This is a genomic window from Rhizobium subbaraonis (assembly GCF_900220975.1).
Lineage (GTDB): Bacteria > Pseudomonadota > Alphaproteobacteria > Rhizobiales > Rhizobiaceae > Mycoplana > Mycoplana subbaraonis.
Window position 1 is genome coordinate 419,209 of record NZ_OBQD01000002.1, and the last position, 13,252, is coordinate 432,460.

The window sequence follows — 13,252 nt, forward strand, 5'->3', positions numbered from 1 at the left end:
TCACATGTGAATTTTTCTCACGTAAAATGCTACAACATCGTCAATTGCTTTTCCAATCGATTTGTTACGTAATGACGAAAAGAAGGGCAGAAGCCCGGGGGAACAATAAAACGGCAGCCCAAGCCCAGCCCCCGTGCGCCCCACGGTCAAACAAGAGCGAGGCGAGACATGGCGTTCGACGAGGGCAAGCTTCAGGCACTGCGGGAAAAATTCGGAGACGGCCACGGCGGCGACATCTTCGACCCGGCCTTCCGCAAGGTCGCCGACAAGATCTTCTCCAAGAGCGGCACGCGGCTTGCGCCTTTTGCGGGCGTTCCGACCTTCCTGAGCGCGCCCTATCTCCCTGTCGATGCGGAAAAGCCGGACTTCGGCGACCTGCAGGTGGCGATCACCGGTGTACCGATGGACCTCGGCGTCACCAACCGCCCGGGCTCCCGCTTCGGGCCACGTGCCATGCGCACCATCGAGCGCATCGGCCCTTACAACCATGTGCTTGACTGCGCCCCGGTGCAGGACCTGCGCGTGGCCGACATCGGCGACGTGCCCTTCCGCAGCCGCTACCGCCTGGAGATGAGCCACGAGGACATCGAGAAGCGCTTCAATCAGATCGTTGACGCCGGTGTCATTCCGCTCGCGGTCGGCGGCGACCACTCGATTACCCACCCGATCATGAAGGCAGTCGGCAAGAAGCAGCCGGTCGGCATGATCCATATCGACGCGCACTGCGATACCAGCGGCTCTTTCGACGGCACCAAGTTCCATCATGGGGGGCCGTTCCGCAACGCCGTCCTCGACGGCGTGCTCGATCCAACCCGCACCATCCAGATCGGCATTCGCGGCTCCTCCGAATATCTGTGGGAGTTCTCCTATGAATCCGGCATGACGGTGATCCATGCGGAAGATGTCGCCGGCATGGGCATTCCGGCCATCATCGAAAAGGCGAAGGCGATCGTCGGCGACGGGCCCACCTACCTTTCCTTCGATATCGACAGCCTCGATCCGAGCTTTGCGCCGGGGACGGGCACGCCGGAAATCGGCGGCCTGACGTCGCGCGAGGTTCTTGAACTCATCCGCGGGCTGAAGGGTGTCAACCTGGTGGGCGGCGACGTCGTCGAGGTGGCCCCGCAATACGACGCCACGACCAACACAGCCCATGCCGGCGCACAGGTTCTGTTCGAAATCCTCAGCCTGATGGTTTTCAGCCCTTCCGTCGCGGCAAAGGCCTGACATAGAATATAAAATGGGAACGCGCCGGGCGCTTTCGCCGTCCGGCAAGAAAAACGGAGAAAAGAAATGCGTGACATCCTCAACGCAAAAATGAGCCGCCGTGGCGTGCTCGGTGCCGGCGCCGCCGGCGTATCGCTGCTGGCGATGCCCTCGATCCTGCGGGCACAGGAAAAGTCGCTGAAGATCGGCGTCTATGGTGGTTACTTCAAGGATTCGTTCGACAAGAATATCTTTCCCGAATTCACGAAGGCCACGGGCATTGCCGTGGAATCGGTCGCAGAGCCGACCGGCGAAGCATGGCTTGTCCAGCTCGAGCAGGCCGCACGCGCGGGCCAGGCACCCGCCGACGTCTCGATGATGTCGCAGGTCGCCATGCTGAAGGGACAGGCAACCGAACTCTGGGCGCCGCTGGACACGGGTAAGATCAAGAACGCCGCCAACCTGCTCGACCGGTTCGTCAACAAGTATCCGGACGGCCGCGTCGCCGGCATCGGCGCCGTCGCCTGGTACATCACGCTGGTCACCAATACCGACGTCTACAAGGAAGCACCTGACAGCTGGGCCGCGTTCTGGGATCCAGCCAACGCCGACAAGCTCGGCCTGCTGGCGCTCGTCTCCAACTCCTTCCTGCTCGAAGTGACGGCCAAGACGTTTATGGGCGGGACGAACGCTCTTGATACCGAAGAAGGCATCCTCAAGGCCTTCGAAAAACTTGCCGAAGTGAAGCCGAACGTTGCGCTGTGGTATCGTGACGAAGCCCAGTTCGAACAGGCGCTGAAGTCCGGCGAGATCCCGATGGGCCAGTACTACCACGATGTCACCGGCCTTGCCGCCGCAGACGGACATCCGGTCCGCTCCACCTTCCCGAAGGAAGGCGGCATCCAGGATTCGGGCTGCTGGGCCCTGTCGCGCGCCTCGAAGAAGGCCGAGGAGGCGCATGTCTTCATCGACTACATGAGCCAGCCGTCGATCCAGGCCATCCTGTCGCGCAAGGTCGGTACCGCGCCTACGGTCAAGCGCGAACTGCTCGACCTGACAGACGCCGAATTCGCCGCCGTTTCGTCCGACATCGAGCCGATCGTTCCGCGCTACGACCTCTATCAGACCAAGTCCGACTGGCTGAACCAGAAATGGACCGAACTGATCGTCGGCTGAACGCGCGATCTCACTTCCGCCTTGCGACCATCTCCCCGCCAGGCGCGTGGAGTATCTAAAGCGGCAGACTCCGCACATTCCCTCTCCCCGCCAGCCGGGGAGAGGGCTAGGGTGAGGGGCAGTTTCACAACCTGAATGCTCGCGAACCCGCCGAGCGGAGAAAAAATGTCCGGACTGGCACTACAGAACATCACCAAGCAATTCGGCACCTTCACCGCAGTGAAGAACGTCAGCCTCACCGTGCCGCACGGCACCTTCGTCTGCCTGCTCGGCCCCTCCGGATGCGGCAAGACGACGTTGATGCGCATGATCGCAGGTCTCGACCTTCCGACCGAAGGCGCGATCAAGCTGGACGACGCCGACATTACCCGCGTACCGACCCACAAGCGCGACCTCGGCATGGTGTTCCAGTCGCTGGCGCTCTTTCCGCACCTCACCGTCGGCGAGAACATCGCCTATTCGCTTCGCATCCGCGGCGTGGGCAAGGAAGATCAAAAGAAGCGGGTGGACGAACTTCTTTCGATGATCCACCTGAGCGGCTATGCCGACCGGCCCGTGGCCAAGCTGTCCGGTGGTCAACGACAGCGCGTGGCGATCGCGCGTGCGCTTGCCATTTCGCCGAAGCTCTTCCTGCTCGACGAGCCGCTTTCGGCCCTTGACGCAAAGCTGCGCGAGGCGATGCAGGTGGAGTTGCGCCAGCTCCAGCAGCGCCTCGGTATCACCACCATAGTCGTCACCCACGACCAGCGCGAGGCCATGACCATGGCCGACACCGTCGTCGTGATGAACAGCGGCGAGATCCGCCAGGCGGCCGCACCGGTCGAAATCTACCGGCGACCCGCCGACACTTTTGTCGCCGACTTCATCGGCATGACCAACCTCTTCGATTTCACCGCCGATAGCGCCGGCCGCACCAATGCGCTGGGCTCCTCGATCGAGGGGCTACAGGTTCCCGGCGGCCTTTCCAAGGGCGTGCTTTCAGTCCGCCCGGAAGACGTTCACCTGACCGCTCCCGGCCACGGCGCGATTGCGGGACGGGTCACTTTCGTCCGCGACCTCGGCGGCACGATCGAGACCTTCGTCGAGGCGGGCGGCAAGCAGATCGTCGCCGTTTCCATGCCACACGCGCGGCCCGATGTGACCGTCGGCCAGGACGTCGGCATCAAGCTTTCGCCGGACGCCTGCGTGGTGCTGAAATCATGAGACGCGAGGCGCCGCAGAAGCTTTCCGACTACGGCCCGCTGCTGTTTCCGGCGGGCATGCTGATCGTGTTCTTCGTCATTCCCTTTGCGACGATGATCGCCGTATCCTTCTTCAAGCGCGACCCGGCCGGCTTCTATTCGACCGCCTTCGTCTTCGACAACTACGCCCGCTTCCTCAGCCTCTTCTTCGGCAAGGTCCTGGGCTTCTCGCTGTTTCTAGCGATCGCGGTGGCAATCTGCTGCGTTCTGCTGGCCGTACCTTTCACATATCTTCTCTCGCGGTCCAGCCGCAGGACACAGGTCGTCTGGCTCGTCGGGCTGCTGTCGGTGCTGTCCCTTTCCGAGGTCATCATCGGCTTTGCCTGGTCGACGCTGTTTTCGCGCACCGCCGGCATCACCAATCTGCTGGTCGCCATCGGGCTGATGAGCCAGCCGGTAGCCCTCAATCCGAGCTTCGGAGCAGTGCTGACGGCGATGGTGTACCAGGCTCTGCCCTATACCGTGCTCGTACTCTATCCGGCGCTCGTCCGCCTCGACCCGACGCTGACGGAAGCGGCACGCACACTTGGCGCTTCCCCGATCACGTCGTTCTTCACCGTGGTCGTTCCGGCGCTCCGCAACACCATCATGGCCACGCTGATCATGGTGTTCATCTTCGCGCTCGGTTCCTACCTGCTTCCGCAGATCCTGGGCAGACCGCAGCATTGGACATTGTCCGTCCTCATCACCGACCAGGCGATCTACCAGTCGAACATGCCGTTCGCCGCCGCGATGGCCGTGTTCCTCGTCCTCGTCACCCTCGGCCTCGTCGGCCTGACGCTGCTTGCCGGACGCAAGGGAGAAGCAGCATGAATGTGTTTCTCCAACGCGTGTATCTCGGTCTGGTCGGCCTGTTCCTGCTGCTCCCGCTGATGGTCGTCGCCGGCGTCTCGGTCAACGAGAAGCAGACGCTTGCCTTCCCCCCGCAGGGCTTTTCCCTTTCCTGGTACGGCGAGATCTTCGCCAACCCCGAATGGCGGAATGCGCTGCTGGCCTCCATCACGCTGGCCGCAGTCTCCGCGGCACTCGCGCTTGCCATCGCCCTGCCGCTCGCCTGGTTTCTCTGGCGGCGACACGCGCCCTGGGCAAACGTCTTCCAGCTCTTGGGAATTGCCCCCTTCACCCTGCCGCCGGTCATCACCGCCCTCGGCCTCCTCACATTCTGGGCGACGACCGGCTTTTACGGCCAGCCGTGGACGGCAGCCATCAGCCACGCGATCTTCTTCGTCACGTTGCCGCTCGTCACGCTGTCGCTCGGGTTTTCTTCGATAGACCGCTCGCTGGTCGAGGCTGCGGCAACGATGGGTGCCGACGACAGGACGATTTTCCGCACGGTCGTGCTGCCTTTGATCCTGCCCTATCTCGTTTCCGGATACGCCTTTGCCTTCGTGCTGTCGCTCAACGAATACATCGTTGCCTACATGACCGTCGGCTTCACCATGGAGACGTTGCCGATCAAGATCTTCAATGCGCTGCGCTACGGTTACACGCCGACCATGGCGTCGGTAACGATCCTGTTCGTTGCAATCGCCGCATTGATCTTCAGTCTCGTGGCGCGCTTCGGCGACCTGCCGAAGCTGCTTGGCGCCATGTCGAACAACGACAAATGAACCGGCATTGCGTCAAGGACATGCCTGGAGGAGGCGGACGATGAAGATCGCAGCTTTGCAGATGCAGGCCGTGCCCGGCGACATCGAAGCGAACCTCGCGCGGATTGCAAGCGCCGCCAGAGAGGCCGCCGCTGCAGGAGCCAGGCTGCTGATCGCGCCCGAACTCGCGGTGAACGGCTACGGAGCCGCAGATGCCTTCGCCCACCACGCTTCTCCCGCCGACGGGGAACTGGTAGGCCAGCTTGCCGCAATCGCGCGCGCGAACGGACTGGCGCTGGTCGCGGGCTTTGCCGAGAAGGACGGTGACGCCGTCTATAACAGCGCCGTCTTCACCGACGGGATCGGTACCAACGCCGTCTATCGCAAGACTTGCCTCTACGGCGACTACGAACGGCAATGGTTTCGGGCGGAAGCGCCGGCCACGGTTCAGGTGAAACTGGGAGCGCTCAACCTCGGCCTGCTGATCTGCTACGACGTGGAGTTTCCCGAAAACGTCCGCCGGCTGGCCCTGGCCGGTGTCGATCTCGTCGTGGTTCCGACAGCGCTGCCGCGCGGCGCATCCGGCACCTTTATCGCCGAGCGCATGATCCAGGTCCGCGCCTTCGAAAACCAGGTCTTCGTCGCCTATGTCGATCATTGCGGCGACGACGGGCTGTTCGCCTATGCGGGGCTGTCGCGCATCGCCGCCCCCGACGGAACGGTTCTCGCCGCAGCACCCGCAGAGGGCGAGGCCTTGATCTTCGCCGAGATCGAGCCGGGCGGCTACGCCGTCTCGAAGGCGGAAAATACCTACCTGCGGGATGTCGCCCTCGTCCGCTGAAGAAGTACAACCTCAAGTACTTCCATTTCTTTCCACGGAACATTCAATAGCCGGAAGGAACCGGCAAGACATCTGTCTTTTTTCTGCCCAGTTTCGATTTTGGTGGGGGGAAAATTAAGTCGGCATTAACTGCAAGGACGCAATGTCACTGCAACCATTCGTGTGTGCCCCGGCAACCACGAACAGGGGCGGCCCCTTCCGCATGACGCGGTCCCATCACGGGCCTTTCCAACAATCATAGGCACTGAACCACAAGCGCGCGACGTTTCTCGCGCCCGCGATGGTCGATGTTTCTCCCGTGCGGTTTCGAAGACCGTCGCGACAGCGGAGCCGTGCGCGTGACGACGCGCGGCCCGGCGCGCGCGCTCGTCGCCGATCGACCGGCCTCAAACCTGCGGCCTACGCCGCGGCCAAGATCTCGGTTCCGTCGAAAGGCGGGGCTTGCACGCGTTCAAGGTATGAAGACATGAGCGATCCGCAGACTATTCAACCCCACGGCACCGTCCTTCCGCCAAGCCTCTCCATTCGCAATGCCACCACCGTCCGCGACCTCCTCCAGGCGGCATTCGAAAGCACCGATCCGGTAATGCTCAGCGTACCCGATGATGCGGATATCGATCTCAGCTTCCTGCAGCTTGTCGAAGCAGCGCGGCGCCACGCGGAACTCAACGGCCGCGCCTTCGGCCTGCAGAAGCCCGCCATGGGCAATCTTCTCTCTACCCTGGAGCGCGCCGGCTTCATCACCGCCATGACCCCGCGCGACCGCGAATTCTGGCTTCATCGGAAGGAACAACAATGAGCGCCCACATTCTCACCGTCGATGACTCGGCAAGCATTCGCCTGACCACGAAGATCGCCCTGACCGGTGCGGGCTATCAGGTGACCGAAGCGGTGGACGGTCTCGATGGTCTGAACAAGGCCAAGGCCGGCACATTCGACATGATCGTGACCGATCTCAATATGCCGAACATGAACGGCCTTGCGATGATCGAGGCACTGCGCAGTTCGCCGGCGCACACGGGCATACCGATCATCTTTCTCACGACGGAATCGGACGCGGAAATGAAGAGCAGGGCCAAGGCAGCCGGCGCCACCGGCTGGATCACCAAGCCCTTTGATCCCGAACAGCTCGTCAAGATCGCAAAGAAGGTTCTCGGCAAATGACGACACTGGACCCGATCCAGGTATTCAGGACGGAAGCCGCCGAGCTCTTCGAACAGATAGAAGGCGGCCTTCTGGATCTGCTGCACGATCTGTCCAATCAGGACCAGATAGACGCCGTCTTCCGCGGCCTCCACACACTCAAGGGCTCCGGCGCCATGTTTGGCTTCGAGGCCCTTGCCGCATTTACCCACCACTGCGAGACCGCCTTCGATCGCGTACGCAAGGGCGAAGTGTCGGCCAGTGCTGAGCTCGTTGCCTGCGTTCTCGCCGCCCAGGACCACATGAAGGCTCTGGTGGACAGGCCGAATGGCGACAATGCCGAAGAAGGCGACCGTCTCCTCGCCGAACTGCAGGCCGCCGTCGGCGGGCAGGGGGGCAGCGGCACGGTGGTGACGCCGCCGCTCGCAGCAAACGCTCCTGTCGCAGCAGATACTGCGGCGACGACCTGGAAGCTCTCGTTCCGCCTGCCGTCCAATGCGATGGCCAACGGCACCAACCCTCTCGGTCTTCTCGACGAACTGCGCGAACTCGGCACTTGCGAGATCAGGGCTGACCTCTCCAAGGTTCCCGGTCTCAACCAGATCGAACCGGCGGACCTGTATGTATCCTGGCAGGTCACGCTGACGACGTACCAGCCGCGCTCGGCGATCGACGACGTCTTCATCTTCGTCATGGACGAGATGGAGCTCCAGATCGAACAGCAGTCGTCCACCGCACCCATCGCAGGCGTCAAGGCCCCGGACACGCCTGCCGCACCCGCGGCTGAAAAAGCCGTCATGGAGCCGCAGGCGAGGGCCGAAGCATCAACGCCGGCAGTTGCCGAGGCGAAAAACGGCAAGGCCGCCGAGAACGTCCGCGTCCCGGCCGAACGCCTCGACGAACTGATGGACCGGGTCGGCGAACTCGTCATCGCCCAGTCGCGGCTGTCCCAGCTTGCCGGCTCCAGCGTCGACATCCAGCTGCGCGCGGTTTCGGAGGATGTGGAACGCCTGTCCGGCGAACTGCGCGACACGATGATGGTGCTGCGCATGGTTCCCGTGACCCAGCTGTTCTCCCGTTTCCGCCGCCTCGTGCATGATCTCGCCCGCGAGACCGGCAAGATGATCGAGCTGGAATTCGAAGGAGAGACGACCGAAGTCGACAAGACGGTCATCGAGCGCCTCGCCGATCCGCTCGTGCATCTGGTGCGCAATTCCATCGACCACGGGCTGGAGCTCCCGGACGAACGCATCGCCGCCGGCAAGGATCGCTCCGGCCGCGTCCTTCTGTCCGCGCGACAATCAGGCGGCGAGGTCATAATCACCATCAAGGACGACGGTCGGGGCATCAACCGCGAACGCGTCCGGGCAAAAGCAGAAGCTTCCGGGCTCGTTCAGCCCGGCCAGCAGCTGATGGATCAGGAACTGCTGCAGCTCATCTTCCAGCCGGGCTTCTCCACCGCAGCCCAGGTGACGAACCTTTCGGGACGCGGTGTGGGCATGGACGTGGTCAAGAAGACCGTGGAGGCATTGCGCGGCGTCATCGACATCCGCAGCGAACCGGGCAAGGGCTCCGAGATCTCGCTGCGCATTCCGCTGACGCTGGCGATCATCGACGGGCTGCTCGTCCGCGTCGGATCAGGCAACTATGTGATCCCGCTGTCGGCCGTCGAGGAATGCCTGGAACTCTCGCTCGAAGAAGACCTGCGCTCCCGCGGACGGAGCTTCATCTCGCTGCGCGACAGCCTGGTGCCGTATCTGCGCCTCCGCGATCTCTTTCGGACCGGCACCGCACCCGATCCCTATCAGAAGGTCGTCGTCATCTCGACCGGCGACGAGCGGATCGGGCTGGTGGTCGACCAGATCATCGGCGACCATCAGACTGTGATCAAATCCATGTCCAAGCTCCATCATGACGTCGTGACATTCTCCGGCGCGACCATTCTGGGCGACGGAAGCGTCGCGCTCATTCTGGACGTGATCCACCTCATCAACGTCGGACAACAGCAGGAGGCGCAATTGCGGGCCGCAGGATGACGATTGCAGCAAGCAAGCACGATTTCGACAGGTTGTGGAACGGCGCCGAGGAACTCGCCGTGCTGACGTTCAACCTCAATGGCGAGACCTTCGCGATCGAAGCGATCGTGGTGCAGGAAATCCTCGACCTGCTGCCTGAAACGAGCGTGCCCGGGTCCCAGGCCTTCGTCGGCAGCGTCATCAACTTCCGCGGGAAGGTTATCCCTCTCGCCGACATCCGGCTGGCCTTCGGCATGGAGGCGACCAGGCCGACCATCGACAGCCGCATCGTCGTGATCGAGCTCGACCTTAGTGGCGAACGGACGCTCATCGGTATTCGTACCGACCGTGTCTATGAGGTGACCACTCTTTTGCGCGCGGCAAGTGAACCGCCTCCGAGCGTCGGCATGCGCTGGCGCGCCGACTACATCGATTGCCTCGTCAAGCGCGATGGCGAGTTCATCATCCTCCCAAACCTGGATGCTATTTTCAATTCGCGAGGGGAGCGTGCCGGCTCCGCAGCGGCAAATAGCGACGGAAGGTAAAACCATGAAGTTCACGATTAAGCTTAAACTGATACTGGCCTTTGCATTTTTGATCGTCCTGCTGGTGGGAACGGCCGCATACGGCCTCCGCAGCCTCTCGCAGCTCAACACGTCCATGGAGGCGATGGTCGCCGGCCCGGTCACGCGCCTGGAGCTTGTGCAAAACATCAACACCGCCCAGTTGCAAAGCATACGCCAGCAGAAAAACCTGATCGGCGCCTCGTCGCAGTCCGATATCCAGTCCGCGGAGGCGAAAGGCGACGAAGCGCGGGAAGAGCTGAAGACCGCGCTCGAAACTGCGCTGAGCATAGCATCGGAACAGGGGCGCCCGCACTGGCTCAATATTCAGCAACTGGCGGAAAAGGCCAACGCCGTCGACGACCGCATTCGTGCATTCATGCAGTCCGGCTCCGTCGATCAGGCGCAGCGGCTGTCGGTGACCGACGCACGGCAGGCCGCAAATGACCTTGATGACGCGGTCGAGGAACTGGTCGCGTTGTCCAAGCAGCAGCTGGCCGCCGCCAATGATGCGGCACAACAGGCCTATGAATCGACCCGCACCATCACGATCGGCGTCGCAGCCGGTGCCGCGATTGTCGCCTTCCTTGCGGCCCTGTGGATCTCGATCACGATCAGCCGCGGCCTGCTTCGCGCCACCTCGGCTGTGCGGACCGTTGCGGAAGGGGACCTGACCACCGTCGCCGAGATCCGGACGAAGGATGAAATCGGAGAGCTGCTGGGCCATGTCAATGCGATGATCGAGCGCCTGCGGGGCGTCGTCGGTGACGCACTCGCTGCCTCCGACAACGTGTCCGCCGGCAGCCAGGAGCTGTCCTCGTCCTCCGAGCAGCTGTCGCAGGGCGCGACCGAGCAGGCATCGTCCGCCGAAGAGGCCTCCGCCTCGATGGAAGAAATGGCCGCCAACATCAAGCAGAACGCCGACAACGCCGCCCAGACGGAAAAGATCGCCCGCCAGTCGGCCAAGGACGCGGAAGCCAGCGGCGACGCCGTCGGCCGTGCGGTCGGCGCCATGCGCACGATTGCCGAGAAGATCTCGATCGTGCAGGAAATCGCCCGCCAGACCGACCTTCTGGCCCTGAACGCCGCCGTCGAGGCAGCGCGCGCCGGCGAGCACGGCAAGGGCTTCGCCGTCGTCGCCTCGGAAGTGCGCAAGCTCGCCGAGCGCTCGCAGGCCGCCGCTGCCGAAATCAGCGCGCTCTCCGGCGAAACGGTGCAGGTCGCAACCGATGCCGGCGAGATGCTGAACCGCCTGGTGCCCGATATCCGCAAGACCGCAGAACTGGTCGCCGAGATCTCGGCTGCCTGCCGCGAGCAGGACATCGGCGCCTCGCAGATCAACGAAGCAATCCAGCAGCTCGACAAGGTGACCCAGCAAAACGCCGGCGCCTCGGAAGAAATGTCGGCAACGTCTGAAGAGCTCGCCGCCCAGGCAGAAGAGCTTCAGGCCTCGATCGCCTTCTTCCGCGTCGACAACGCGCACACCGGCAGAATTGCAGGCGCGGCTCCCAAGCCAGCCGCTCGTGCGACAGCGGTTCAGCGAGCAGCTCCGGCTCCGGCGCGCAGAGCCCCGGGCCAAACGGTCGCAGCCCAGCAGGCTCGCGCCAAGGGCTTCGCCCTCGACATGTCGATGGGCGGTCCGGACAGCGAAGATTCCGACTTCAGGCAGAGCGCCTAGTCCGAAAGAAGGTCGCAGTGCGCCTACGAACGCGCGCTGCGACCGACCCCGGCGCGTGTAAGCGTCGGCGCAATGGATCGTTCGCGCGATCCGCGGAAGAGTGAGTGTATCGGTCTTCTCGCATAACGGGCGCCGCTTCCGCGGTTGTCCTGCCATATCCCTACTGCATCTGCGGTCAAGGAGACCCACCGAAATGCGCCTGACCATCAAGTTGAAACTCGCCATTGCCTTCGGCGTCATCATCGCCATGACCTGCGGCATGGCGGCCATGTCCATCATGAACCTCTCGTCCCTCAATGCGGCGATCACCGATATCATCAAGGGGCCGGCTGCAAACCTCCGCAACTCGAGCGATCTCTCCGACGCCGTTCTCACGGCGATCCGCGAAGAAAAGAACGCCGTCCTCAACACGGATGCAACCCAAATCAAGGGCTATGCCGAAGGTGTGGAGCGGCAGCATGAGGTAATCGAGCGCACGCTTGCGCTGTTCGACAGCGAAACGAACGAAGCCATCCGCGCCAAGATTGCTGAGTTCCGCACGGCCTATCCCGACTGGGAGACGTCGCAGGAAGAGATCTTGCGTCTCGCCCAGCTGAACACGACGGAGAGCAACGCCCGCGCGGCCTCTCTTTCGATGGGGCATGGCGCGAAGACCACAGAAGGGGTGCTCGCCACGCTCGCGGCCCTGAACGAGAGGATCGAGCAGGACCTGAAGGAAACGGACGCAGCGACCAATGCGCAGTACGACTTCATCAGCTCCGCGCTGGTCACCGTGGTGATCGGCCTGTTACTGCTCTCGTCGGCCATAGCCATCTGGCTTTCTCTCAGCATCGCCCGCGGTCTGCAGAAGGCCTCCAAACTTGCCGATGCCGTTGCCATCGGCGACCTGGAGCAGGACATCGAATACAAGGGCAATGACGAGATCAAGGACCTCGTCAACTCAATGCAGCGCATGACGGGCAACCTGCGCAACACCGCCAACATCGCCGACCAGATCGCCAACGGCGACCTGACGGTCACGCCGAAGCCGCTTTCAGACAAGGACATCCTCGGCATTTCGCTGCAGAGCATGGTCGAGCGCCTGCGCGGCGTCGTGGGCGATGCACTCTCGGCCTCCGACAACGTGTCCTCCGGCAGCCAGGAGCTGTCCTCGTCCTCCGAGCAGCTGTCGCAGGGCGCGACCGAGCAGGCATCGTCCGCCGAAGAGGCCTCCGCCTCGATGGAAGAAATGGCCGCCAACATCAAGCAGAACGCCGACAACGCCGCCCAGACGGAAAAGATCGCCCGCCAGTCGGCCAAGGACGCGGAAGCCAGCGGTGACGCCGTCGGTCGTGCGGTCGGCGCCATGCGCACGATTGCCGAGAAGATCTCGATCGTGCAGGAAATCGCCCGCCAGACCGACCTTCTGGCCCTGAACGCTGCCGTCGAGGCAGCGCGCGCCGGCGAGCACGGCAAGGGCTTCGCCGTCGTCGCCTCGGAAGTGCGCAAGCTCGCCGAGCGCTCGCAAGCCGCCGCTGCCGAAATCAGCGCGCTCTCCGGCGAAACGGTGCAGGTCGCAACCGATGCCGGCGAGATGCTGAACCGCCTGGTGCCCGACATCCGCAAGACCGCCGAGCTGGTCGCCGAGATCTCGGCTGCCTGCCGCGAGCAGGACATCGGCGCCTCGCAGATCAACGAAGCGATCCAGCAGCTCGACAAGGTGACCCAGCAAAACGCCGGCGCCTCGGAAGAAATGTCGGCAACGTCTGAAGAGCTCGCCGCCCAGGCAGAAGAGCTTCAGGCCTCGATCGCCTTCTTCCG

General features: G+C 63.2%; 12 protein-coding genes. All 12 read left to right on the plus strand.

The window, feature by feature from the left end:
- Positions 1–168 precede the first annotated feature (168 nt).
- Positions 169–1,227, plus strand: a complete 1,059-nt coding sequence (gene speB / locus CRO48_RS04220; protein ID WP_097136608.1) for an agmatinase — start codon at positions 169–171, stop codon at positions 1,225–1,227.
- A 66-nt stretch (positions 1,228–1,293) separates the two neighbouring features.
- Positions 1,294–2,382 carry an ABC transporter substrate-binding protein gene (locus tag CRO48_RS04225; protein WP_097136610.1) on the plus strand — a complete coding sequence of 363 codons (1,089 nt, stop codon included), beginning with the start codon at positions 1,294–1,296 and terminating at the stop codon, positions 2,380–2,382.
- Positions 2,383–2,547: 165 nt separating this feature from the next.
- Positions 2,548–3,585, plus strand: a complete 1,038-nt coding sequence (locus tag CRO48_RS04230) for an ABC transporter ATP-binding protein (RefSeq protein ID WP_097136613.1) — start codon at positions 2,548–2,550, stop codon at positions 3,583–3,585.
- Complete coding sequence (locus CRO48_RS04235) at positions 3,582–4,436, plus strand: ABC transporter permease (RefSeq protein ID WP_097136614.1); 855 nt, start codon at positions 3,582–3,584, stop codon at positions 4,434–4,436. The genes CRO48_RS04230 and CRO48_RS04235 overlap by 4 nt, the downstream gene beginning before the upstream one ends.
- Positions 4,433–5,233, plus strand: a complete 801-nt coding sequence (locus CRO48_RS04240) for an ABC transporter permease (protein ID WP_097136617.1) — start codon at positions 4,433–4,435, stop codon at positions 5,231–5,233. Before CRO48_RS04235 ends, CRO48_RS04240 begins: the two co-directional genes overlap by 4 nt.
- A gap of 40 nt (positions 5,234–5,273) precedes the next feature.
- Positions 5,274–6,053: a nitrilase-related carbon-nitrogen hydrolase gene (locus CRO48_RS04245; RefSeq protein WP_097136618.1), complete on the plus strand. Its 780-nt coding sequence runs from the start codon at positions 5,274–5,276 to the stop codon at positions 6,051–6,053.
- A gap of 466 nt (positions 6,054–6,519) precedes the next feature.
- On the plus strand, positions 6,520–6,852 hold the full coding sequence (locus CRO48_RS04250) for an STAS domain-containing protein (protein WP_097136620.1): 333 nt from the start codon (positions 6,520–6,522) through the stop codon (positions 6,850–6,852).
- The gene (locus CRO48_RS04255) at positions 6,849–7,217 is read left to right on the plus strand and encodes a response regulator (protein ID WP_097136622.1); all 369 of its coding nucleotides are present in this window, start codon (positions 6,849–6,851) and stop codon (positions 7,215–7,217) included. The genes CRO48_RS04250 and CRO48_RS04255 overlap by 4 nt, the downstream gene beginning before the upstream one ends.
- On the plus strand, positions 7,214–9,232 hold the full coding sequence (locus CRO48_RS04260) for a chemotaxis protein CheA (protein ID WP_097136624.1): 2,019 nt from the start codon (positions 7,214–7,216) through the stop codon (positions 9,230–9,232). Before CRO48_RS04255 ends, CRO48_RS04260 begins: the two co-directional genes overlap by 4 nt.
- Entirely contained in the window at positions 9,229–9,756 is a 528-nt protein-coding gene (locus tag CRO48_RS04265; protein ID WP_097136626.1) for a chemotaxis protein CheW, read from the plus strand. Before CRO48_RS04260 ends, CRO48_RS04265 begins: the two co-directional genes overlap by 4 nt.
- A 4-nt stretch (positions 9,757–9,760) precedes the next feature.
- Positions 9,761–11,452: a methyl-accepting chemotaxis protein gene (locus CRO48_RS04270; RefSeq protein WP_097136628.1), complete on the plus strand. Its 1,692-nt coding sequence runs from the start codon at positions 9,761–9,763 to the stop codon at positions 11,450–11,452.
- A 193-nt stretch (positions 11,453–11,645) separates the two neighbouring features.
- Positions 11,646–13,252: methyl-accepting chemotaxis protein (locus CRO48_RS04275; protein WP_097136630.1), on the plus strand; the 1,607-nt coding region annotated here is incomplete at its 3' end.

What these genes read in the sequence shown, in the direction of transcription:
- speB (WP_097136608.1), top strand. Translation starts at nt 169, where the DNA reads ATGGCGTTCGACGAGGGCAAGCTTCAGGCACTGCGGGAAAAATTCGGA.
- CRO48_RS04245 (WP_097136618.1), top strand. Translation starts at nt 5,274, where the DNA reads ATGAAGATCGCAGCTTTGCAGATGCAGGCCGTGCCCGGCGACATCGAA.
- CRO48_RS04255 (WP_097136622.1), top strand. Translation starts at nt 6,849, where the DNA reads ATGAGCGCCCACATTCTCACCGTCGATGACTCGGCAAGCATTCGCCTG.
- CRO48_RS04230 (WP_097136613.1), top strand. Translation starts at nt 2,548, where the DNA reads ATGTCCGGACTGGCACTACAGAACATCACCAAGCAATTCGGCACCTTC.
- CRO48_RS04270 (WP_097136628.1), top strand. Translation starts at nt 9,761, where the DNA reads ATGAAGTTCACGATTAAGCTTAAACTGATACTGGCCTTTGCATTTTTG.
- CRO48_RS04240 (WP_097136617.1), top strand. Translation starts at nt 4,433, where the DNA reads ATGAATGTGTTTCTCCAACGCGTGTATCTCGGTCTGGTCGGCCTGTTC.
- CRO48_RS04235 (WP_097136614.1), top strand. Translation starts at nt 3,582, where the DNA reads ATGAGACGCGAGGCGCCGCAGAAGCTTTCCGACTACGGCCCGCTGCTG.
- CRO48_RS04250 (WP_097136620.1), top strand. Translation starts at nt 6,520, where the DNA reads ATGAGCGATCCGCAGACTATTCAACCCCACGGCACCGTCCTTCCGCCA.
- CRO48_RS04260 (WP_097136624.1), top strand. Translation starts at nt 7,214, where the DNA reads ATGACGACACTGGACCCGATCCAGGTATTCAGGACGGAAGCCGCCGAG.
- CRO48_RS04265 (WP_097136626.1), top strand. Translation starts at nt 9,229, where the DNA reads ATGACGATTGCAGCAAGCAAGCACGATTTCGACAGGTTGTGGAACGGC.
- CRO48_RS04225 (WP_097136610.1), top strand. Translation starts at nt 1,294, where the DNA reads ATGCGTGACATCCTCAACGCAAAAATGAGCCGCCGTGGCGTGCTCGGT.